This is a genomic window from Halostagnicola kamekurae, from assembly GCF_900116205.1.
In the GTDB taxonomy this organism is placed as follows: domain Archaea; phylum Halobacteriota; class Halobacteria; order Halobacteriales; family Natrialbaceae; genus Halostagnicola; species Halostagnicola kamekurae.
The window spans coordinates 971,209-993,635 of record NZ_FOZS01000001.1 but is presented as its reverse complement, the minus strand read 5'-3'; the positions used below and the strand labels follow the sequence as shown (position 1 = coordinate 993,635).

General features: G+C 64.5%; 23 protein-coding genes and 1 tRNA gene. 17 read left to right on the top strand and 7 right to left on the bottom strand.

The annotated features are described in order from the left end of the window. Positions 1-99: 99 nt before the first annotated feature. From BM348_RS04980 to BM348_RS04970, 3 genes are all read left to right on the top strand, one after another. Entirely contained in the window at positions 100-1,599 is a 1,500-nt protein-coding gene (locus BM348_RS04980) for an RtcB family protein (RefSeq protein WP_092902571.1), read from the top strand. A gap of 93 nt (positions 1,600-1,692) precedes the next feature. Beyond that, positions 1,693-1,974 carry a hypothetical protein gene (locus BM348_RS04975; RefSeq protein ID WP_092902569.1) on the top strand — a complete coding sequence of 94 codons (282 nt, stop codon included), beginning with the start codon at positions 1,693-1,695 and terminating at the stop codon, positions 1,972-1,974. A 188-nt stretch (positions 1,975-2,162) separates the two neighbouring features. Further along, the gene (locus tag BM348_RS04970; protein ID WP_092902567.1) at positions 2,163-3,584 is read left to right on the top strand and encodes a DNA polymerase Y family protein; all 1,422 of its coding nucleotides are present in this window, start codon (positions 2,163-2,165) and stop codon (positions 3,582-3,584) included. 19 nt (positions 3,585-3,603) lie between these two features. On the opposite strand, the gene BM348_RS04965 is transcribed toward BM348_RS04970, so the two are convergent. Together BM348_RS04965 and BM348_RS04960 are read right to left on the bottom strand one after the other, a co-directional pair. After that, positions 3,604-4,236 (bottom strand): uracil-DNA glycosylase family protein, encoded by a 633-nt coding sequence (locus BM348_RS04965; protein ID WP_175507107.1) that lies wholly within the window; start codon positions 4,234-4,236, stop codon positions 3,604-3,606. 55 nt (positions 4,237-4,291) lie between these two features. Beyond that, on the bottom strand, positions 4,292-4,981 hold the full coding sequence (locus BM348_RS04960; protein ID WP_092902565.1) for a helix-turn-helix domain-containing protein: 690 nt from the start codon (positions 4,979-4,981) through the stop codon (positions 4,292-4,294). Positions 4,982-5,547: 566 nt separating this feature from the next. Here BM348_RS04960 and BM348_RS04955 point away from each other — a divergent pair. From BM348_RS04955 to BM348_RS04940, 4 genes are all read left to right on the top strand, one after another. Beyond that, positions 5,548-6,039 (top strand): metal-dependent hydrolase, encoded by a 492-nt coding sequence (locus BM348_RS04955; RefSeq protein WP_092902563.1) that lies wholly within the window; start codon positions 5,548-5,550, stop codon positions 6,037-6,039. 101 nt (positions 6,040-6,140) lie between these two features. Beyond that, positions 6,141-7,631: a DEAD/DEAH box helicase family protein gene (locus BM348_RS04950; RefSeq protein WP_092902561.1), complete on the top strand. Its 1,491-nt coding sequence runs from the start codon at positions 6,141-6,143 to the stop codon at positions 7,629-7,631. 63 nt (positions 7,632-7,694) lie between these two features. After that, complete coding sequence (locus BM348_RS04945; protein ID WP_092902559.1) at positions 7,695-9,272, top strand: DUF790 family protein; 1,578 nt, start codon at positions 7,695-7,697, stop codon at positions 9,270-9,272. 32 nt (positions 9,273-9,304) lie between these two features. Next, on the top strand, positions 9,305-9,598 hold the full coding sequence (locus BM348_RS04940; RefSeq protein ID WP_092902557.1) for a hypothetical protein: 294 nt from the start codon (positions 9,305-9,307) through the stop codon (positions 9,596-9,598). A gap of 104 nt (positions 9,599-9,702) precedes the next feature. On the opposite strand, the gene BM348_RS04935 is transcribed toward BM348_RS04940, so the two are convergent. Both BM348_RS04935 and BM348_RS04930 read right to left on the bottom strand, forming a co-directional pair. After that, complete coding sequence (locus tag BM348_RS04935) at positions 9,703-10,929, bottom strand: alanyl-tRNA editing protein (RefSeq protein WP_092902555.1); 1,227 nt, start codon at positions 10,927-10,929, stop codon at positions 9,703-9,705. Positions 10,930-11,039: 110 nt separating this feature from the next. Then, a complete protein-coding gene (locus BM348_RS04930; protein WP_092902553.1) occupies positions 11,040-11,561 on the bottom strand; it encodes a helix-turn-helix domain-containing protein in 522 nt (173 codons plus the stop codon). Between the two features lie 135 nt (positions 11,562-11,696). Between BM348_RS04930 and BM348_RS04925 the strand changes: the two genes are divergently transcribed. From BM348_RS04925 to BM348_RS04910, 4 genes are all read left to right on the top strand, one after another. Continuing rightward, positions 11,697-11,781: transfer RNA gene (locus tag BM348_RS04925), tRNA-Leu, on the top strand. Between the two features lie 248 nt (positions 11,782-12,029). Continuing rightward, positions 12,030-12,593, top strand: coding sequence for a DUF420 domain-containing protein (locus BM348_RS04920; protein WP_092902551.1), 564 nt, complete (start codon positions 12,030-12,032; stop codon positions 12,591-12,593). 104 nt (positions 12,594-12,697) lie between these two features. Next, positions 12,698-13,165: a hypothetical protein gene (locus BM348_RS04915; protein WP_092902549.1), complete on the top strand. Its 468-nt coding sequence runs from the start codon at positions 12,698-12,700 to the stop codon at positions 13,163-13,165. A gap of 184 nt (positions 13,166-13,349) precedes the next feature. Then, complete coding sequence (locus tag BM348_RS04910; protein WP_092902547.1) at positions 13,350-13,964, top strand: DUF7097 family protein; 615 nt, start codon at positions 13,350-13,352, stop codon at positions 13,962-13,964. A gap of 39 nt (positions 13,965-14,003) precedes the next feature. Here the strand turns inward: BM348_RS04910 and BM348_RS04905 are convergent, their stop codons facing one another. Further along, positions 14,004-14,633 (bottom strand): DUF4013 domain-containing protein, encoded by a 630-nt coding sequence (locus tag BM348_RS04905; protein ID WP_175507106.1) that lies wholly within the window; start codon positions 14,631-14,633, stop codon positions 14,004-14,006. A 235-nt stretch (positions 14,634-14,868) separates the two neighbouring features. On the opposite strand from BM348_RS04905, the gene BM348_RS04900 reads away from it, so the two are divergent. Continuing rightward, positions 14,869-15,459, top strand: coding sequence for a cupredoxin domain-containing protein (locus BM348_RS04900; RefSeq protein WP_092902543.1), 591 nt, complete (start codon positions 14,869-14,871; stop codon positions 15,457-15,459). Positions 15,460-15,527: 68 nt separating this feature from the next. Here BM348_RS04900 and BM348_RS04895 read toward each other — a convergent pair whose 3' ends face one another. Next, positions 15,528-15,725: a DUF5800 family protein gene (locus BM348_RS04895; RefSeq protein ID WP_092902541.1), complete on the bottom strand. Its 198-nt coding sequence runs from the start codon at positions 15,723-15,725 to the stop codon at positions 15,528-15,530. Positions 15,726-15,943: 218 nt separating this feature from the next. Between BM348_RS04895 and BM348_RS04890 the strand changes: the two genes are divergently transcribed. From BM348_RS04890 to BM348_RS04870, 5 genes are all read left to right on the top strand, one after another. Further along, positions 15,944-16,798 (top strand): polymer-forming cytoskeletal protein, encoded by an 855-nt coding sequence (locus BM348_RS04890; protein WP_092902539.1) that lies wholly within the window; start codon positions 15,944-15,946, stop codon positions 16,796-16,798. A gap of 157 nt (positions 16,799-16,955) precedes the next feature. Further along, on the top strand, positions 16,956-17,819 hold the full coding sequence (locus tag BM348_RS04885; protein WP_092902537.1) for an electron transfer flavoprotein subunit beta/FixA family protein: 864 nt from the start codon (positions 16,956-16,958) through the stop codon (positions 17,817-17,819). Between the two features lie 2 nt (positions 17,820-17,821). Continuing rightward, complete coding sequence (locus BM348_RS04880) at positions 17,822-19,474, top strand: electron transfer flavoprotein subunit alpha/FixB family protein (protein WP_092902535.1); 1,653 nt, start codon at positions 17,822-17,824, stop codon at positions 19,472-19,474. After that, positions 19,474-21,171 (top strand): FAD-dependent monooxygenase, encoded by a 1,698-nt coding sequence (locus BM348_RS04875; protein WP_092902533.1) that lies wholly within the window; start codon positions 19,474-19,476, stop codon positions 21,169-21,171. The genes BM348_RS04880 and BM348_RS04875 overlap by 1 nt, the downstream gene beginning before the upstream one ends. A gap of 10 nt (positions 21,172-21,181) precedes the next feature. After that, the gene (locus tag BM348_RS04870) at positions 21,182-21,586 is read left to right on the top strand and encodes a hypothetical protein (protein WP_092902531.1); all 405 of its coding nucleotides are present in this window, start codon (positions 21,182-21,184) and stop codon (positions 21,584-21,586) included. A gap of 45 nt (positions 21,587-21,631) precedes the next feature. Here BM348_RS04870 and phoU read toward each other — a convergent pair whose 3' ends face one another. Beyond that, on the bottom strand, positions 21,632-22,303 hold the full coding sequence (gene phoU / locus BM348_RS04865) for a phosphate signaling complex protein PhoU (RefSeq protein WP_092902529.1): 672 nt from the start codon (positions 22,301-22,303) through the stop codon (positions 21,632-21,634). Between the last annotated feature and the right edge of the window lie 124 nt (positions 22,304-22,427).

Below are 22,427 nucleotides of genomic sequence, written 5' to 3'. Positions count from 1 at the left end.
ACGCCGGGCGAGCCGCCGGGCCCTGTAAATGTCCTAATCCGAACCCGCCACGGCGTACAGAGACGAACACCTTTCACCGTCCGCGTCCGATTTTCGGGTATGACCACGTTCGACGCGAACGGCGTCACTCTCGAGCGGGTTCGGGAGCACGTCTGGGAGATCACACAGGAGGGCGAGATGCGAACGCCGGCGCGGGTTCTCGCGAGCGAGGCGTTGCTCGAGGAGATCAGCCAGGACAAGACGCTCGAGCAGTTGCAGAACGCCACGCACCTGCCGGGGATGACGAACTACGCGATCTGTATGCCCGACGGCCACCAAGGCTACGGCTTCCCCGTCGGCGGCGTCGGCGCGCTCGACGCCGAAGACGGCTGCATTTCGCCGGGAGCTGTCGGATACGATATTAACTGTGGCGTCCGGATGATGCGGACGAATTTGACCTATAGCGAAGTCAAAGGGCACGAAGAAGAGCTCGTCGACTCGCTGTTTGCAAACATTCCGTCAGGTCTTGGCGGCGGCGGCATCGTCGAAACTGGGATCGACGACGTGGAGGAAATCCTCGCCCGGGGGGTCGACTGGGCGCTCGAGAACGGACACGCCGTCGAGGACGACCTTCTCCACTGCGAGGACGAGGGAATGCGGGAGGAAGCAGACCCCTCGAAGGTCTCCCAGAAGGCCAAAGACCGCGGGAAGAACCAGATCGGCTCGCTCGGCTCGGGGAATCACTTCCTCGAGGTCCAGCGCGTGACCGACGTGTTCGACGACGAGGTCGGGGCGGCGTTCGGCCTCGAGGAGGACCAGATCGTCGTTCTGATCCACTGTGGTTCTCGAGGGCTCGGTCACCAGACGTGTAACGACTACCTGCGAAAGATCGAACGACAACATCAGGGACTGCTCTCTCAGTTGCCGGACAAGGAACTGGCGGCGGCACCCGCGGGCTCGCAACTCGCAGAGGACTACTACGGCGCGATGAACGCCGCGATCAACTTCGCGTGGGTCAACCGCCAGTTGATCATGCACCGCACGCGGAGGGTCTTCGAGCGCGTCTTCGATCGATCCTGGGAGGAGATGGAGATGGACTTACTCTACGACGTGGCCCATAACATCGCGAAAAAAGAGACCCACACCGTCGGCCCGGACGGCCGACCGGCGGCGGAGAGCGACGCCACAGCGAACGAGGAACGCGAACTGTTCGTCCACCGAAAGGGCGCGACTCGAGCGTTCCCGAAGGGCCACCCCGAAGTTCCCGCGGCCTACCGTGACGTCGGCCAGCCGGTGATTATCCCCGGAAGCATGGGTGCCGGCAGCTACGTCCTCCGTGGCGGCGAGGCCTCGATGGATCTGACGTTCGGGTCGACGGCCCACGGCGCGGGGCGGCTGATGAGCCGAACGCAGGCGAAAAACGACTACTGGGGCGGCGACGTACAACAGGAACTCGAGGAGCAGGACCAGATCTACGTCAAGGCTCAGTCCGGGGCCACAATCGCCGAGGAAGCGCCGGGGGTCTACAAGGACGTCGACGAAGTCGTTCGGGTCTCGGACGAACTGGGGATCGGCGACAAAGTCGCGCGGACGTTCCCCGTGTGTAACATCAAGGGATAGGTTCGGGTCGAGTCAGCCCACTATCCACACGGTATTCAGTAGGTTGCATTTGCAGGCTTGGCGACTACGTGGTCGATCGACGTATCAGAATCCATGCCGGATCAACACAGTTCCACGGAGGTCGGAACGGCGACGATCGTCTACGAGACGCCCGAAGACGGGCGAGAATCCGTCACCGTCGACAACGACCGCATCGCCTACTTCCAGGACCACTGGCTGTTCGCCTACGGGACCGACGAGGACGGCAACGACGTGGTTCGTCGGGTCCCTGACAACCAGGTTTACTACGTCGAACGATCCGTCGAAGAGATAGGGGAGACCTTCGAGTCGACGCTCGAGAAAGCCAAAGACAAGATCGAGGACGTTCGGAGCTAGGCGATCCGGTTCGGGCGATCGTCCTCGAGACACCCCCGCGAGGATCGACCACCGCGTCTGCATACGACCGTTTCTCCTGCAGGTCGACAACCACGCTCACATACAGACCACCGCACCCGTCGCTGCTCTAGCGCGGATACCGACGGTCGCAACGTTCACAACCGCGGGGACGAACCGATAGGTAACGGATGAACGACGGGCCACGGCTGCCGGGGGTCGATACCGTCGACGAGGACGATCGGATCGTCCTACACGTCGACGCGGACTGCTTTTACGCCTCCTGCGAGCGTCTCAAAGAGCCCGAACTCGAGGGCGAACCGGTCGTCGTCGGGATGGGATACGAGGAAGGGGAGACCGTCGGTGCGGTCGCGACCGCGAGCTACGAGGCCCGCGAGTTCGGCGTCGAGAGCGCACAGGCCATCTCGACTGCGCTCGAGAAACTGCCCCGGCGCGCGGCCCTCGAAGACGGTTTCGACTCGTCTTCGGACGCGAACGCGGACGCCGACGCGGACTCGGATTCAAGTCCGGAGTCCAGTTCGACGGCGACGGAGAATCTCGAGCGGTCGGAAACCGGTTACTACCGCCCGGTCGATATGGAGTACTACGAGTCGGTCGCCGCAGACGTTCGGGAGATCCTCCACGATTGCGCCGACGTGGTGCGCGAGGTGAGCATCGACGAGGCCTACCTCGACGTGACCGAGCGAACCGCCTGGGAGGTCGCCGACGGCTTCGCCCGCCACGTCAAAGGCCGCATCGAGCGCGAGGTCGGCGTCACGGTGAGCATCGGGGTCGCGCCGACGATGAGCGCCGCGAAGATCGCCAGCGACTTCGACAAACCCGACGGATTGACCGTCGTCCGGCCCGGCGAGGTCGAATCGTTCCTGGCACCGCTCGAGGTCGAGTTGCTCCACGGCGTCGGCCCCGTGACGGCTCGAGAGCTACGAGGGATGGGCCTCGAGACCGCCGGTGAGGTCGCGGCGGCTGATCCCGGCCCGCTCGAGGACCGGTTCGGCGAGCGCGGCCGCGAGCTGTACGACCGGGCCCGCGGCGAGGACGACCGACGCGTCGAGCCCCGCGGCGAGCCCAAGAGCTTCTCCCGGGAATCGGCCTTCGCCGAGGCGGTCGAGGAACCGGATCCGAAGTACGAGCGGATCGAGACGCTCGCGGCCGCGGTCGCGGATCGCGCGACTCGAGAGGGCGCGCTGTACCGAACCGTCGGCGTGAAAGCGGTGTTGCCACCGTTCGAGGTCAACACGCGCGAGCAGTCGCTTTCCGGTCCGGTGGACGATCCGGCCCTCGTCGAGCGGATCGCCGCGGACCTGTTCACCGAGTTCGAGACGGAACCGGTTCGAAAACTCGGCGTCCGCGTGGCGAACCTCGAGTTCACTGGGGCCGATCAGGCTCAGTTGGACGGCTGGGACGGCAGTGATAGGGGCGATTCGACCGACTCCGTTGCCGGCAACTCGCCGTCCGATTCGGCGGGTACCAGTGACGTCGAGCACAAAAATGATGGGGCAGAGAACGGGTTGGACGACGGATCCGCGACCTCTTCGGAACGCGAGCGCCTGCCGGTAGGGCAGACCTCACTGACCGACTTCCGATCGGACTGACTCCTCGTCGACCGCCGCCCTATCCGACGGTCGTCGCGACGCCTTTCGTCTGGCGGTAATCGCTCGCGAGGATCGACTCGAGCGTCTCGAGGATCGTCTCGCGGTCGCCGTCCGTCCACTCGGTCGGGTTGCGAATGGGGACGACCATGAACCCGCGGCCGCGAATCTCACTGGCGTGGAGATTCTCCATCTCGAGGTCGAGTTTGCCGCGCTGTGTGGTGTACTCGCCCAGCACGTGGTCGGTCGCGCGTTCGCCCACCGGGAGCAGGATGTGGGCGTTGATCGCCCGGAGTTCCGCGTCGAAGTACCGCTCGAGTTCGGCGTACTCCTCGGGCGTCGGTTCCCGACCGTCGGGAAGCGAGCACATGTGGATGTAGTCCGCGAAGAGGTTCTCGAGACGGGGATCGCTCGTCGGGCCGGCGACGAACCCCGCGTCGCGAAAGAGTTCCTGAACGCCGACGCCGGCGTCTGTTTCGGTGAACGGAACGCCCGTCGTCTCGCCGCCGTGAAGGCCGGGATAGCCGCCGATCACCTGAAAGTCGGCGTTGGCGTCACCGTAGCCGAACACGGCCGGCCGCTTCCCCGCGTCCTGCCGTTCGAACGGTGGTCGCATGCCGAAGGGATTGCTCGTCCTGTCGGTGACGTTTTTCACGTGCGAGAATACGAGTGGAGGACAGTTAATTCGAGCGATTTCGGCGAATACTGGATTATCTATCGTGTGGGTTCTGTCCGACGGGACCGCTCGGCGTCTCGGAGTCGATGGCCAGCGTCGAGCCGACCAGCGACTCGAGCCCGCGGCGAAGCCGCTGTGAGACGGCGGAATCAGAGATGTCCAGTTCCTCGCCGAGTTCGACGAGCGTCGTGGCTCGCGGGACGTCGAAATACCCCCGCTCGTAGGCCGCAACGACGAGTTCTCGCTGTGGGACCGTCAGTCCGAACCGGTCGTTTCGCTCGGGGTCGACCGCCTCGTGCAGTTGTACGAGTTCCAGCGAGATGTCCCGATCCAGACAGGCGGTGTAAAAAGACGACAGATCCTCGTAGGCGGGAAACCGCAACTGAAACGTCCACCGATCGCCCGATCCCGTCCCGCTCGTGACGATGGCATCGTGTTCCCGAATCGCGGCGAGAAAGCCGTTCACCGCCGTCGTCCACTCGATTTTGAGGAGGTCGTGGTCGCCAACGCTATCTATTTGCGTCGCCGATTTCACGGTCGACTGTGCTTCGATCGTCTCGAGGACGGTTTCGGTTGCGGACCCGGGGACCCACAGGTACGGAATCACCTCCTCGCTGGTCGGAACCTGGGTTTCGATCGTCAGGGGCCCCTCGAGGTCGGACTCGAGTATCGGCCCGAACGGGAACGCCGACGCTGGTACTGAAACGCTCGCGATAATGCTCATTGATCCTGACGGGCTACGTGTCTGCGATCGACCGCTGTTTCGTCGCCCTCCGAGCAGCGGAATTTACGGGTAAAATTGCGACGTACCGTCGTCGGTTTCGACCGAAGCGATCGGCGTCGTGGATTCCGAATTACATGATCGTACATTCGTCCTCGCTATCCCAACTATCCGTACCGGTAGTAAAAATCGAGAGCTTCGGTACCAAAGGATTTTATAAGCACATTGTTCTTTGGAAATATGGATTAGCTATCGCGCTGGACTACCGGTGTCGACAACGCAATCACCTCTTCGCCTGTCCGGTCTTTCCTCAGAGGGGGTGACAGCGACTCGATGGTCCGAGATCTTTCAAGTCGAAAACGTCTCGAACTCGAGAGCCGTTCCGCCCCGAAGACCGATCGATTCCCCCCGAACCCCCGAATCATCGAATCTCCTGTGAACGCCAACGGCAGGGGACGACCATAGCGAAGTCGTCGGTTCGACGACCCCCGACTCCCGAAACCGTGAACTCGACGAACGCTCGAGCGAGACCGCGAGCGACTTACCGACGGGGAACGTAATCTGACCGGATGTATCAGCTCGGCCACGTCGGCGTCGCGCTCCTCGCGTACGCGCCGCTCGGGATGGCCGTCGCGTTCGCCGGGTCGGAGACGCTCGCGGTCGTCGGCGGCCTCGTCTGCGTGTCGCTCTCGACGCTTCCGGACTGCGATCACGATCTCCCCCTCCTCGAGCATCGCGGACTCACCCACACGGTGGGGTTCGCCGTCCTCGTCGGCGCGGTTCTCGCTGTGGCGGCCGCAGTGTTCGTTCTCGACTCGGGGTCGTTCACGACAGACCCGATCGTTCCGTTCGCGTTCGTCGTCGGAACCCTCTCGATCCTCTCCCATCTCCTAGCGGACGCGATCACGCCGATGGGGATTCGGCCGTTCCGCCCGCTCTCGAGCTATCACTACACGGCGGACTTGACGCCCGCGGCCAATCCGATCGCTAACTACGCGCTGTTGGCCGTCGGCGTCTGCGTGACCGGCGTCTGGGTAGGGCTGGTCACCGCCCTTTCGTAGCCGCCGGGTCGCGTCGCTCGAGTACTCGAACCCCCGTGACCCGTCGGTTCTCGCGGTGTGATTCCCGAGCGATATATGTGCGTCCAGCGTAATGACAGGCTGTGACGGGTCCGGAATCGACCGACGCATCGAATCTCCGGCTGCGATACGAAGACGGGACCGTCCGTCTCGACGGCACGGTCTCCGCGCCGCTTCGAGCGCGTCTTCACGAGGCGTCCGCACTCGAGTTCGAATCGGACCCGCGAACCGGGACGCACCGCGTTCCGGCCTTTCAGTACGCGACGCTCCGCGCTCTCCTCGAGCGCCCCGCAGACACCGGTGGAAACAGTCGCGAGAGCGCGAGCCCCGGTGGAGAGAGTGACGAAATCGCGAGCGCGACCGTCGACGACGGAGTCCTGTCGCTCGGGGCCCTCTCACAACTCGAGTCGGCCTACACGCTTCGCGAGTACCAGGAGACGGCCCTCGAGCGCTGGCTCGAGACCGATCCGAACCGGACCGACGACGATCTCCCGCCGGCCCCGAGAGGCGTCCTCGAACTCCCTACCGGCAGCGGCAAGACGGTCATCGGACTGAAAGCGATCGAGCGACTTTCGAAACCGACGCTGATCGTGGTCCCGACGATCGACCTGTTAGAGCAGTGGGAGCGGGAACTCGAGGCCGAGTTCGACGCGCCGATCGGGCGGTTCGGCGGCGGCGAACAGCGCCTCGAGGCGATCACCGTCTCGACGTACGACTCGGCCTATCTGAAAGCGGATTCGGTCGGCGACCGGTTCGGTCTGGTCGTCTTCGACGAGGTCCACCACCTCGGCGGGGAGGGGTATCGCGACATCGCCCGGCTGCTGGCGGCACCCGCACGGCTCGGACTCACGGCGACGTTCGAACGGCCGGACGACGCCCACGAGGCGGTCGCCGACCTCGTCGGCCCGCTCGTCCACAGCATCGACGTTGACGAACTCGCCGGCGAACACCTCGCGCCCTACGACGTCAAACGTCTCGAGGTCTCGCTCACGGACGAGGAGCGCGAGGAGTACGAGCGAAACCAGTCGATTTTCACCGACTACCTCGCGAGTTCGAACATCCGGATGCAAAGCGGCTCGGACTACCAGGAACTCGTCAAGCGCTCGGGCACCGACGCCGCGGCTCGCGAGGCGCTGCTCGCCCGGCAGCGTGCGCGCGAGATCACTCGATCGAGCGACGCGAAGATACGGGCGCTCGAGTCGATTCTCGACGAGAACCGCGACGAACGCATCATCGTCTTCACCGCCTCGAACGACCTGGCCTACGAGGTGAGCGAGCGATTCCTGATCCCCACGATCACGCATCGAACCGGGACCGAAGAGCGCCGCGAGATCCTCGAGCGCTTTCGCGAGGGGACCTACTCGCGCGTGGTCACCTCGAACGTCCTCGACGAGGGCGTCGACGTCCCGGACGCCTCCGTCGCCGTCGTCCTCTCGGGGAGCGGCAGCGAACGCGAGTTCACCCAGCGGCTCGGGCGAGTGCTCCGACCGAAAGACGACGGCGGGCGAGCGCTGTTGTACGAAGTCGTGAGCCAGGAGACCAGCGAGGAGCGCGTAGCCGATCGGCGGCGATGACTCGAGCCTCACGAGACCGCACACCGGTCGATTTTTACTCGCGCTGTACCGATCGGTTGGTGGATGTTGACGAAGGACCTGTTGCGCGTCTCGCGCGCGGGAGGGCGATATCAGCCGCGCTTCGCCGAGCGCGAACACCGTCCGCTCGCGGCGCGAGTCATCGGGATCTATCAGGGCCACGTCGGCGAGTCCCGCGGCGCACTCGAGTCGGCGCTCGAGGAGCTCGAACGCGAGATCAGCGGCGCGGGGGCGGCGTCTGCGGGGGCAACGTCGAGCGGGTCGGCGTCGACCGCGAGCCAGCGATCGGTCGACGAGTTCAAACTGGTCCGCGGCTTCGCCGCGCTGTTGGATCGCGAGACGACGGTCCAGACCGAAGCGCCGCTCGAGCCGGTCCGCGCCCGCAGAGCCGCCTTCGAAGCCGCCGAGGCCGTCGGCGGGGTCGCCTCCGAGGAGGAACGCGCGATGGCGCTGGTCGGGGCCGGCGAGACTCTCGATATCTCCGCGGACGATATCGCAGCCTCGCTGTACGCCGACCTCGAGGACAGACAGATCGTCGAGAGCGTCGATTCCCGGTGGAGCCCCGACGAGCTGCTGGCCCAGTACAACCTCTCGCTGGCCCAGACGGCGCTGTTCGACGCCACGGAGATCCGCGTCCGCTCGAGCGACCCGAAGGCGCTGATCTCGGCGATCAAACGGCTGCGCCTGATGTACGAAATCGAGAAGACGCCCGCGGGGCGCGAGGTCGTCGTCACGGGGCCGACGCGCCTCTTTCGGGCGACGAGGCGGTACGGAACCCGCTTTGCCAGATTGCTGCGAACGGTCGCGAAGACGAGCGAGTGGCGACTCGAGGCGACAATAGACGACCGCGGGACAGAGCGAACGATGTCGCTCTCTGCCGACGACCCGGTGTCGGTGCCCGACGCCGAACCGGTCGTGGACGTGAGCTTCGACAGCGGCGTCGAGTCGGATTTCGCCGCCCGCGTTTCGGCCGTCGACCTTGAGTGGGATCTCGTCCGCGAACCCGAGGCCTTAGAGAGCGGCACGCGGGTGATGATCCCCGACTTCGCGTTCGACTACCGCCACGCGGACTTCCGTGTCTACCTCGAGATCATGGGCTTTTGGACGCCCGAGTACGTCGAAAAGAAACTCGCACAGCTCGAACAGCTGGAGGACGTCGACATGATCGTCGCCGTCGACGAATCGCTCGGCGTCGGCGAGGAAATCGCCGCTCGAGACCACCGCGCGATCCCCTACTCGGGATCCGTTCGACTCAAAGACGTCGCGGACGTCCTTCGAGAGTTCGAATCGGACCTCGTGGCCGAGAGCGTGGCGTCGCTCCCCGACGAGATCGAGCCGGACGAGGACGCCGTTGCGCTCGCCGCGCTGGCCGAGACCTACGGCGTCAGCGAGGACGCTCTGTCCGAGACGTCGTATCCGAACCACGAGCTCGTCGGGCGGACGCTCGTTCGTCCCGCGGTGCTCGAGGACCTCGGGGACGAAATCGAAGGCGGCATGGACTTGACTGACGCCGAATCGGCGCTCGGGTCGTACGGTATCACCGACTCGAGCGCGGTGCTCTCTCGACTGGGCTACCGCGTCGACTGGGAGGGGCTGTCCGGCGGTACCGTCCGCGAGCGGTGACGTTTTGACGCTTCACCGGCGATTCACGCTCGATGAACGACGAGGATGAGCGCCCGCTCCCGCCCGCCGATCTCGATCCGGAAGTGGTCGAGTCTCTCGCTGTGTTCGAGGACGAAGCGCCCGCGACGATGCGAGCGGTCGCAGCGTACCTCGAGGAGCGCGCCGAGTGGGAAGAATCGAGATCGGCCGATGGGAGTGAGGAGACGCCCGCCGGCGTCCCCGAGCGAGCGACCGTTTCGGTCACCGAAATCGGCGGCACCGAGTACCGCTACTACCAGTGGCGCGAGGACGACGAGATCAAATCCGCGACACGAAAGGTGTCGTGACACCGCGACAAAACCGGCAGTAACCGCTCACCGACGTCCGAAGCTGCAGTACCCCTCACCCAGTCCGGGGCCCGCAGTACCCGCTTATCCCCGTCCGAACCGGCTCACTCGAGGCTCACCAAAATCTCCGCGGGCGCGGCGTCGAATCCGCCGCCCTGGGCCAGCCAATCCGAACCGCCACCGCCGCCGCCGAATTCGGCGGTGATCTCCTCGAGCACTGCCGTCGCCGCCGTCGCCCCGTCGGTTGCGACGACGGCGAAGACGGAATCGGTTTCGCCGGTCGCGACGACGATCTCGCCGAATTCGCTCCGTCGATCCTCGAGCACGTCGCTCACGATTCCCGCCGAGACATCGGCCACGTCCGCGAGGAGCCACTTCGCGCCGTCGTTCTCGACGGTTTCGCCGCGCTCGAGGCGCGCTTCGACGAGTTCGCGTTCCCGCGTTCGAAGCGCGTTCGCGAGTTCCTCGCGCTCGGCTTCCCGGCGCTCGAGTTCGTCGGTCACGTCCGCGAGTCCCACGCCCAGTTCCGACTTGGCGGCGAAGGCGGTCTCCTTCTCCGTGGCCCGCCGATCGATCGCGTTCGGACCGACGGCGAACTCGACTCGAGTCATCCCCTCGCCGGGGTTCGACCGTCCGAGAACGGTCACCGGACCGATTTCGCGGGTGTTCCGAACGTGGGTTCCGCCACACGCCGCGACGTCCCACGGGTTCCGCGAGACGACGCCGTTGTGACCGTTCTCGTCTTTCTCGCCGATCGTCACGAGCCGGACGCGTCCCTTCGTGAACGCGCCCTCCTCGGTCGCCTCGTTGAAGGCGACGTCCTCGCGCTCGCGGGCGTCCGCGACCGGAACGTCCTCCCAGGAAACCGACCGGGACTCCCAGACGACCCGATTGAGCCGCTCGTTCAGTTCGACCAGCACCGCGTCGTCGACTTCGGTCGTGGTCTCGAGGTCGACGCGAACCTTCTCGGGGCCGATGTCGAACCCGCCGTAGCCGAGTTCGTCGAGGAGGTCTCGTCCCGCGCCGTAGAGGGCGTGACTCGCCGTGTGGGCGCGCATGCAGTACATGCGAAACGACCAGTCGATCCGACAGAGCACGCGACGGTCGGCGCTGAAGGGCGGCTCCTCGGCAAGGACGTGGACGTGCTCGCCGTCGACGAGTTGGACGTCCTCGACCTCGACGTCGCCGATCCTCCCCCGGTCGGCCGGTTGGCCGCCGCTCTCGGCGTAGAAGTAACTCGTCTCGAGCCAGACGCGTCGCCCGTCGACGGCCGACACCTCGGTTTCGAATCGCGTCGTGTACGGCTCCGCTGCCGCCTGTTGCCCGCTCATCGGTTTGACTCCGTCTGCCGCCGATAAAAGTCTGCTCGCCGGTCAGCGCAGTCGGTCGACCTGCTCGGGTAGCGGACGCGACCGCAGTGGCCGCCTACTCGGCGCGTTTCCTACTCCTCGAGTTCGATGTCCAGTCGCTCCTCGAGCGCGGCGATGAGCCCACCGCCGATGCCGGCCTGGGTCGCTCGCCCCTGTTCGACCGCGAGCAGGTCGCTCTCGGGGACGCCGAGTTCCTCGGCGAGTTCGCCCCGCTGCAAGCCGGCGTCCTGTCGGGCCTCGACGAGGACGTCGCCGTAGCCGGTGACCAGGTACGGCAGCGGATCGTCGTCGTAGTTCGTCCCCTCCTTCTCCCAGTGTTCGGAGTCGCCGTCCCAGATCGGGTTCGCCTTGGCGACGTTCTGGGCCGCCTTCTGCTTCCGATTCGGCTCGTCCCCCTGTCCGCTCTCGCGACTGTCGTCGCCGCCGCGGGAGCTACTCGTTCGCTGTGCGTCGTCGTGGGGAGCACAGTCCGGACAGACCTCGAGTTCAGCGCCTGCGACGTTCGCTCGAGTGAGCGAATCGCTTTCCGCGCCACAGAGTTCACAGGACGTCCCACCACCGCCGCCGGACGATCCCGTCGAGTACTTTGCCATGATACCATTTGGCAATTCGCGCATTTGAACGCTCCGCTTGAGACGGTTCCGTGTGATATCGCCGCAGGCGTCGGACCAAAGGAAAGGGCTTTAATAGTCACACTGGATACGACTGAGTGCAGAAAGCACACGCGAGCGTGGGTAGCCAAGCCAGGCCAACGGCGCAGCGTTGAGGGCGCTGTCCCGTAGGGGTCCGCCGGTTCAAATCCGGTCCCACGCATCGCACCGGTGGACGATGTCCACCACTACGATGCAGGTGATTTCCCTTCGAGGACATCACCCACGCATAATTCTACCGAAGCTAACGTCCGCGAGCGAGCGCGCTCGCTATCGATTTTCGACTCTCGAGAAACCGTCGATTACCCGGGAGTCTCTCGAGTTCGACCGTCGAATACCCCGTCGAGTCGCACCCTCGAGCGGTAACGCGAGGACAGTAACCACTTTCCCGCGTCAGTCGAAGGTGTAGGTATGGCGTTCGTCTCTCGAGAGCGCGTCGCACCGCTGACGGGTATCCTGAGCGTCGTCTCGCTCGCGGTCGTCTTCGCCGCGGCGGGCGGGCGAGTCCCCCAGTCGGTGGTTCCGTTCGCCCCCGAGAGTCTGCTCGAGGCGATTCCACACGTCAACGCGCTCATCAGCCTGACCGCGATCGGCACGATCACGATGGGCTGGCGGTGGATTCGACGAGGCGAGATCGGCAAGCACAAAGCCGCGATGCTCACCTCGTTCGGCCTGTTCGCGTCCTTCCTCGGGCTCTATCTCTACCGGCTGGTCGCGACCGGCGGCCCCCAGCCGTTCCCCGGCCCGGAGGCGATCTACCAGTTCGTCTACCTCCCGGTGCTCGCGATCCACATCCTGCTGGCGATCGTCTGCATCCCGTTTCTGTACTACGCGCTCCTGCTGGCGGCCGCCTACCCGCTCGAGGAGCTTCCGGAAACCAGCCACGCGCGATTCGGACGGATCGCCGCGAGCCTCTGGCTGATCTCGTTTTCGCTCGGGATCGTTGTCTACCTGCTTCTCCACGGCGTGTACTGAGTTCCCATCTCGAGGGACAGAGATTTTGCCAGCCAGCGCCGCGCGGTGGGCTGCGGTGGTTTCAATCAGAAGGAATATGATAGAGGGATGGAAAGAAACACGTGATGAAACGCCGATCCCTCCTCGGTTCTCTTGGCGTCACGGTCGTCGCGAGTAGCGCCGGTTGCGTCAAATCGGCTCTTGGTCCGTTCGACAACTCGAGCAGGATCGGTTGGATCGGCGTGAGCAACTACGATACTGAGCCCCACCAGTTTGGGGTACGAGTGGAACGTGATGATTCCATCGTTCACGAGTCTTCGCATGCAATTCAAGAAAGGAAGGGGAACAGCCTCTCCGGAGAAGCTGTCAACTGTACGTGGGGCAAGACCGCTGGAACACATCGCATCTCTGCAAAAATCGATGAGACTGATTGGGTCGAGCAATCTGTTGCCGAGGCGATCGACGGCAGCGTCGGATGTGTGACGGCCAGAGTAACGTACGGAGACAGCAGTGATACGCTGGAGATAGTTATCAGAGAGAACTGTGATGACGTTCCTGAATACAACGGCGGGTGCGAGTTCGCTAACGAGTGAGTGCACGTTACGAAGAACGCGGAACGTCCCTTTTCATACCCAAAACCATGCCAGCCTCAAGACGATTCAAATGATTCTGCCAACTCACGTACGAGAAGGCCCGGTACGCTTTCGATAGGGTCGCTGAATAGCGATCGCTCGAGCCCAGTGGATTCAAACGCCCTCGAGCCCAACACACCCCAAAATGGAGAAGACGCCGCGAGGGACGTCGGTCGGGGTCGACGACCCCTACGAGTTCGCGGGCCTCTGTGACCACCTGACCGGCGAGGGCCGCTGTCGGTACGCCTTCGACCACTACGAGCACGATCCGGAGTTCGCTCGAGAGCGCGCCGAAGACGACTACACCTGCCCGCCCGCGAACCCCGAATCCGAAGCGACCTGGGCTGATTGTCCGCACTTTCGGTCGCGCAAGCAAGACCGAGAGTGCGTCCGCTGTGGCCTCGAGGAGAAGCGAAACGAACTCACCGAGGAACGACCGCTGCTGGAAGAACACCACCTCTCGTACCGGGACACGCTCGAGAAGAGTGCCAACGCCGCCGGTGACGGTAAGCCAGCCGGTAACGATGAGACGGCCGTGGGCGACGAGCCGGCCGGAGACGGCGCTGACGACGGCGAACTCTCCCACGAAATTACGATCTACCTCTGCCGATGGTGTCACGCCAAGGTCCACAACTCGTGGGCGCGGATTACGGACGACGTCGCGCCGGACCCGGCGGCCGTCGCCGCGCTCGAGGAACGTCGGGGACGGGAACTCGAGGAGACGGGCTTCGAGTCGGCGGCCGATCGGTACGGAGAGTAACGAGCGAAGGAATCGACGCGTTGTAGCCGGGTCGAACGACTAGGGACTCGAACGCGCCGCTGGGCGTTCGATCTCGGCTAGCAGACTCGAGAACACGAGATACTCGTAGAGCACTGCCGCCGGAAGCAACAGGATTCCGACTATGGTGAGCAGGAGCACGATCTGGAAAATAGTGAAGACGATGGGACCGACTATCGCCACGAGCAGGAAAACGGCGAGGTATCGGAGACTGAGCGCCGTCCTGACGACGCGTCGAACCCGCAACGCGTCGCGCATGCGCCGTCGGCGGCTGAATCGATACGTAATGGCACCCATGCAGTAGAGAAAACCGAAATAGAACGGGACCAGCACTGCCCAGAACAGCGCCAGCGCTGCCGTCTCGTCGAACTCCCGGATGAAAAGCACCGCGAACCCTGTGAGGACGAAAGCGACGATGTAAATCAGGAACACGCCAGCCAGTTTGACCCCGTCGACGAAGAGACCGCCAAAGTCCTCGAACCGCGGCGGTTCGCGGCCGTCCGACGCGTTCTGTATCGCCCGAACGAAATAGCCCGTCAGAACGAATATCGGGAGTATCAGAACGGAGCCGATCAGTAACACCGAGCCGATCAGCATCGTCTCGAGCGTGTCCTCGCCCTCGAGCGGATACGTGAGCGCGTCGACGATCATGGACTGGCTCGGTGCCATCCTCGTATAAGTCTTCATTCCCATTTCTGGGCTCGAAACAGCCGCTGGCATGGCAAAGAGGAAACTTGGCGAATCAGTCGCGTCGTGGTCACCGGGTCGATACACTGCCGTCGGTCGCGCTCGGAGACGTTCGCCTCGAGTAACCGGTGCCAATACACACGCGTCGGTGATAGTACGGGGATCCTACCTATGTCGCTCCGACTCGAGCGTCGACGCGATGGAACGAACCGATTCGATAGCCCGCCGCCGAGCGCTGGCGTTGGCTGGCAGCCTCACGACGACCGCGCTCGTCGCCGGCTGTCTCGGCGACGACGAGGCGGCGACCACGACCGACGAATCGTCGAACGACGGCGGATCCGATAGTGACGGCGACGGGTCCGGCGAGAACGACGGCGAATCCGAAGGTGACGACGACACCGAACGAGACGACACTGACGATGAGAAGACAGGTTCGGAGTCTACGTCTCCGGACGCGTGGGCCGACGTCGAGGAAATCCGGCTGAGCGCCACCACCTCGCGGTTCAAGGGCGTCGAACCCGCACTCATCGAGGGCCAGGAAAACCCGACGCTGGTCCTCACCGAGGGCCAAGAGTACGTGATCACGTGGGAGAACGAAGACGGGCAGTCCCACAACCTCGAGCTCTGGGACGAGAACGAACGGATCGTCGACGGTCACAGCACCGAGGTGATGGCCGAGAAAAACGAAACTCGATCGCTCGAGTTCGAGGCCACGGCGGCGATGACCGAGTACGTCTGCCGGATTCACGTCGACTGGGGCAAACGCGGCGATATCGAGGTCGTGACCTGAGAGCGTTGTGCGGGCGGACTGGGAAGCTGTTGTACCGTTTCGCTACTCGAAACTTCACAGAGAGCTGTTCACTCGAGAATGTCGCCGATCCGGCGCGGTTCGCCCTGCAGATCCGGCTGTTCGGCGACCATCTGGAGCACCTCGTGGTCGGTGACGTCGTAGTAGGACTTCTCGGTCGCCTCCTCGATGAGTTCCTGCTCGAGTCGAAACTCCGTTCCTTCGTAGACGACGTCGACGCCGGTGTCGTCGAACGCGAGCGTGGTCATACCAGCCGGTACGGGCCGCTGGACTAAAAGCGGGACGACTTCCGCGGCGAACCCGTTCGGACTCTCCGTCGGTTGTGGCACTCGGTGGCCCTCTGGGCACTCACAAATCGACGCGAACCCGCGGGCGCGGCTCGCAGCACGGAACCTGTCAGCGGCTCGTCTGACGAACGGCGACGGCGCGAGAGGTTTAATACAGGGGGGCCACATTCGTTGGGAGTGTGGCCTTCAGTAGGGATCCGCTCGACGAACTCGTCGTTCCCGACGGGACGGAAGCCAAGGAAGTCGACCTCGTGACCGACGGCGACGTGCTCGTCGGCGGGCGATCGACTATCGAGTTCGGCGTCCGTGGCCGAAACGTCCTGCTCGGGGAGAACGTCGAGGTCGACGGCGCCATCGAAGCCGAGGGCGACTGTCGCCTCGATATGTGGTGTGACGTCGACGACGACGTCCTCGTCGGGCAGGACGCCTACCTCGGCGAACGCGTCCACATAAACGGCGAACTCAAAGTCGCCGGCGATCTCGATATCGGCGACGACGTCGACATCGAGGAGGGGTTCGAAGCCAACGGCTGGATCGTCATCCGGAATCCGATGCCGACCATCGTCTTCCTGTTCGTCTACCTCAAGCACCTCCTCTTAATCGGGGAAGACGACGCGGCCCAGCAGCTCATCTCCGAGATGGTCGACGAGGACGAAGCAGCCGAAACCGAACCGCTCGTTATCCCCGGAAACGCGACGGTCAACGACGACGCCTGGCGCGTGTCGACGCCCGCCCGAATCGGGTCGGGCTGTCGGCTCCACGGCAACGTCCGAGCCGAGACGATCGACGTCGGCGCCGACTCGAATATCTTCGGAAGCCTCCGCGCTCGAGGCGACGTCTACGTCGGAAACGGAACCCGGATTCACGGCGACCTGACGACCCGAAACGGGGACGTCGTCCTCGAGAAGAACGTCCGCGTGCTCGGCGACGTGTCCTGCGAGACGCTCGATATCGCCCCGCGAGCCGAAGTCGACGGCACGATTCGCGCCGACGGCGACATCACGATGGGAACTTCCGAGCGGGACCTCGAGTAACGTCTCGTTGTCGTTCTGACTGCCGTCTCGAGCGGCCGTAAATCCCTCCGTTCGCGCTTCCGCCGGTGATTTTCACCCATATTCTTAATACCGAGAGTGTCGATAGAGTGAGGTGAGTTATGTCACGGATACACATACCACAGATACGGAGGGACGAATGCGATCCGTCGTGTTGACGAAAGGCGTCCCCCACTTCTCCGAGGGAGCCGTCTCCTTCGACGAGGACGGCCACCTAGAGCGCGGGAAGACGCCCACGGTGATGAATCCCAACGACGAGGTGGCACTCGAGGCCGCGCTTCAGACGAAGGTGCGCCACGGCGGCCACGTCAGCGGCGTGAGCATGGGTCCGCCGGGCTACGCGAGCGTCCTCGAGGAGGCCATGGAGTCGGTGTACGCGGACGACAGCTACCTCCTCTCGGACCGGGAGCTCGCGGCCTCGGACACCTGGGCAACGGCGATCACGCTCTGTTCGGGCCTCGAGAAGTATCAGGAGGAGATCGCGGATATCGACCTCGTCTTCGCCGGGTTCAAGACGGCCGACGGCGAGACGGGCCAGACCGGGCCACAGACCGCCTGGGCGCTCGAGTGGCCGATCGTCACGCACGTGCTGGCCCTCGACATCGACCCCGACGAGCGGGTCCTGCGTGCGAAACGGCTCGTCGAAGGCGATATCGACGAGATCGAGACCGTCGAAGCGCCGCTGCCGTGTGTCGTCATCGCGGATCCGGAATTCTCGCCGACCTACCGCACGGCATCACACCGCCTGACACACAAGCGGCTCCGTGCGGAGACCGAGGCGCGGGCGGCCGACCACGAGGACCACCTCACGACGTGGAATCACGAGGACCTGAACCTTGATCCGGACTACATCGGTCTCGACGGCTCGCCGACCATCGTCTCCTCGGTCGATCCGATTCCGAAAGCACCCTCAGAGCGAGAGGCGACGATGATCGAGCCCGGAGACGAAGACGGCATGGGACAGGTACTCGAGGAACTGCAGCCCTACGCGGGGGGTGACTGACCGTGGGAATCGACCCCGATGAGCACACGATCGACGAACTGACCGAGGAACTCGAGACGGTCGACGACGCCGAGGAGTTGAACGCGGTGCTCGAGGCAGAGCGAGCGGGACAGGACCGGAAAACCGCTCGAGAGGCTGTTCACAGACGGCTCGAGAAGATAGACGAGCCGACGGATGACAATGAAGCTGACGAATCCGAGGACGCCGAAACGGACGACGAAACCGAGGGCGAGTACGAGGAGACGGAAGAAGACGTCGGCGAGGACGCCGAAGGCGAGCCGGTCGAGGAGGGAGCCGAGGACGAGGCCGCCGAAAGCGAGGAGGCCGCTGAGGCAGAACCAGAAGAGCCCGAGGAAGACGACAACCTCTCACATCCCACTCGAGACAAGCGCCACGTTCGCGCGCTCGACGGCGGCGAGTACGCAGACATGTGGGTCTTCTGCGAGACGCAGGGGGGCGAGTTGCTCGAGGTTTCCCGAGAGATGCTCGGCAAGGCTCGAGCGCTGATGGACGAGTTCGCGGCCGACTACGGCGACGACGAGCGCGTCGTCGCGTTCCTGATGGGCGACGACTGCGAGGCCCTCGCCGAGGAGTGTATCGCCTACGGCGCGGACGTCGCCGTCTACCACGACGACGATCGGCTCGAGCGGTTTCTGCACAAACCCTACACCGAGATTTCGGCGCACATGGCCCGCGGGGAAGGAACGGCCGAGAGCACCGAGTGGCGCGAGTACGACCGCCCGCGATACGTCCTGTTCCCGGCGACGAACAACGGACGAGACCTCTCGGCGAAGGTGCAGGCCGAACTCGATTCGGGGCTGGCCTCGGACTGCTCGGACCTGTTCATCGAGGAAGAGGAGGTCTCGAATCCCGTCAAGACCGGCGAGCCCGGCGTCAAGAAGACCTTCGAGAAGGTACTTCATATGAAGCGTCCCGACTTCTCGGGTTTCGAGTACTCGACGATCCTGTGTCTGGACAATCCCGGCCGCGACTTCCACCCGCAGGGCTGTTCGATCATTCCGGGCAGTTTCGAGCCGATCGAACGCGACGACGACCGGGACGGCCTCGTCGTCGAACACGACATGGCTCTCGAGGACGACTGGTTCGCGGTCGAGATCACCGACCACGACCGCCTCGAGGAGGGTATCGACTTGACCGGTCACGACGTGATCGTCTGTCTGGGACGGGGGATCGGCAACGACCCGACCGAGGGGATGGAACTCGGCCTCGACCTAGTCGACGCGCTCGACGACGCAGCGCTGGGAATCACGCGCGGGATCGTCACCTCCTCCTACCAGTTCGAGGGCCACGTCGAGCGCTACTCGAGCGAAGAACGACAGATCGGCGAGACGGGACAGGTCGTCGCGCCCGATCTCTACGTCGCGGCGGGGGTCTCGGGTGCGGTCCAGCACAAGGTCGGGATGGACGAATCGGACACGATCGTCGCGATAAACACGGATACGGACGCGAGAATCAGGAATTTCAGTGATTACTTCATCGAGGGAGATCTCTTCGAGGTACTCCCGCAACTCACGTCGGCGGTCGAATCGGGCGAACTCGAACTCGAGGCTGCGACTGACGGCGGTGGCGACGGGACGGGGAGCGCGGCTGGCGGCGGCGACGAAACGGCTGACACGAACGGAGGTGGGGACTGATGGCGACCAGTAAACAGACGCGGGCCGACGACGAGTACGAACACTACGAAGCCGTCGTCGTCGGCTGCGGCCCCGGCGGGGCCGCCGCCGCGGCGAGGTTCGCGGACCACGGCGTCGAGACGCTCGTATTGGAGCGCGGTCCCGAAGCGGGTTCGAAGAACGTCTCCGGCGGGCTCATCTACGCCGAGGAGTCGGCTCCCTACACGATCGACGACCTCTTCGAGAATTTCCGAGAAGAGGCGAGCGAGCGGCCCGTCACCGACTACGAGATCCACAATATTTCCGGAAACAAGGTCAAGACCTACGACCTGACCGATCTCCACGAGCACGACACCGAGTGGTGTGACGCCGTGCTCCGGCGACCGATGGACTCGTGGCTCGAGCAACGCGTCCACGAGAGGACGAGCGAGACCGGCGGCGGCGTCCTGACCGACGTTCGGGTCAACGGCCTGCTGCGCGAGAACGGGGAGATCGCCGGCGTCACCTGCGACGAACTCGATCCAATTACGGCGGACATCGTCGTCGCGGCCGACGGCGTGAACTCGGAACTCGCTCGCGATGCCGGTCTGATGGACTGGGAGGATCCCGACGAGTGGTTCCAGGGCGTGAAGGCGACCGTCGAGATGGACGCCGAGACGATCGCCGACCGGTTCGGGATCGACGACGACGAAGGCGTCGCGCACCTCTTTTCGGGGGACTTGTTCGACGACGTTCGCGGCGGCGGCTTCCTCTACACCAACGAGGATTCGCTCTCGATCGGCACCGTCTTTCACCTCGACAGCCTGGTCGCAGAGCGGGCCGAACCCCACGAACTGCTCGACTCCTTGCTCACTCACCCGCTTTTGGCCCAGTGGTTCAGAGACGAGTACCACGAGCGCGAGTACGCCGCGAAGCTCGTTCCCGACTCGAAGAAGGTCGCACACAGGGAACCGTATCGGGATCGGCTCGTTCTGGTGGGGGACGCGGCCGGCCAGATGCAGGCTCAGGGGCCGATCATCAAGGGGATGAACCACGCGGTCAGCGCCGGCGCGCTCGCGGCCGACGCGTACGTCGTCTCGCGGGGCAACGCCGATCCAGAGAGCACCGGCCGGCGATACACGAAGATGCTCGAGCGGTCCGGGACGATGGAGAAACTCCGGCCGCGACGATACGACCTCGCCCGCACCGTCGGCGAACACGACGCGGTCGCGAACGCCGTCGATCGCGTCCTCGAGTCGCCGATCGGGAGCGTCGCCGTCGGGAACCCGCTCTCGAAGCGAGCGATGAAGCTGGCGTACAACTCGCCGTTTCTCGTCTCGATGCTGCCCGACACCGCCACGGGCTACGTGACCCTCCCCTCTCTCATCGGCGAGGAACACGGCCGAACGATCCACTGGGACAACGAGATCGAGCCGCCGTCCCTCGAAGAGCGCATCGGCGATCTGACCTACGATACGGACGTCGGGAACCCCCACATCCACCTGCGGGACGACTCCGTCGAGGCGAGCGGGGCCGCCGTCTACGCGTGCCCGGTCAGCGCCGAGGACTTCGGCGGCGGCTGTTACCGATCGGAGACGGTCCAGACGAACGGCAGCGAGGAGACGCTGATCAGTCTGGACACCCAGCCCTGCGTCGAGTGTGGCACCTGTGCGATCGTCGCCGATACCGACTGGGAGCACCCCCGCGGCGGCAAGGGCGTCGAGTTCCGCGAGGGGTGATGTCGCGACTATGAGCCGATACGGCCCGCAGATTGCGGCGCTCGCCCGCCAGGCGGCGCGCGACCGAGCGGAGTTCGACCCCGAAGCGGCGACGTCGTCGGACGGTCGGGCGTACCTCCGCGAGGGGGCCGGACCCGCGATCTGGATATACCTCGAGGCACACACCGGCGGCCGGACGGGCCGTTTCACAGCGCCCGAACTGACGGCCCTCCGCGGGGCGATGAACGCGTGGCTCGAGTGTTACACGCGCTGTCACGGCGTCTCCCTCGAGGCGGAGTTCACCGTTCGCGAAGCGGCGACGGTGTTGCTCGAGACGCGGAACGTGTTCGAGACGGCGCAGTTGCTGACACGCGTTCCACAAAAACGGTCGAAACGGGAGTCACGGGAACGAACGAAACAGCAGGGATCGACGTGAGCCGTCGATCGAACCCGTAAGCGCAGTCGTCTCTCGCGGCAGTTTTCAGTAGATGAGTTCGTCGTCGTTCTCGACCATGTAGACCGTTCGCGCGGCGATGTTGACCGCGTGATCGCCGACGCGCTCTAGGTCTCGGATCGTCAGGAGAAGCCGGGACACGTCCTGTAGGATCGTCTCGACTTCGTCGGGCGAGTCGAGTTCGCGTTCGATTAGGTCGCGGACGACGGTTTCGCTCGCCCGTTCGGCGAACTCGTCCAGTTCGTCATCTCGAGCGGCGAGGGCGTAACACGCCTCGGTGTCCTCGTCGTCATAGGCCGTGACCGCGTCGTCGACCATCTCGAGGGTCAGTTCGCCCATCGCCTGCACGTCGACCTCCGGAAAGAGGTCCTGTTCGGCCTCGAGGCTGTACTCGCCGAGGTTCACGGCGAGGTCTGCGACCCGCTCTAGGTCCGTGATGATCTTGAACGACGCCGCGATGAACCGGAGGTCGCTCGCGACCGGCTGTTGTAACGCGAGCAGGTCGATACAGTCCTGCTCTAAGTCGAGGTACATCCGGTTTATCTCCCCGTCGCCTTCGATGAGTTCCTGTGCGAGCTCGTCGTCTTTCTGCTCGAGGGCGTCGAGCCCCATACGGAGTCGTTCCATCACGACCTCGCCCATGTAGCAAACGTCCTCTCGAAGTTCCGAGAGCTTATCTTGATAGGAGTTTCTGGCCATGGTGCAGCCACCATTCCGGGCAGGGATATAACTTGCGCCCAATCACCCTTCGGCCGCCCGCGATCGACTCGGGTAACGGCCGCATTCGGGAACGACGATACGCCTATAAAAACGGGGCCCAAAC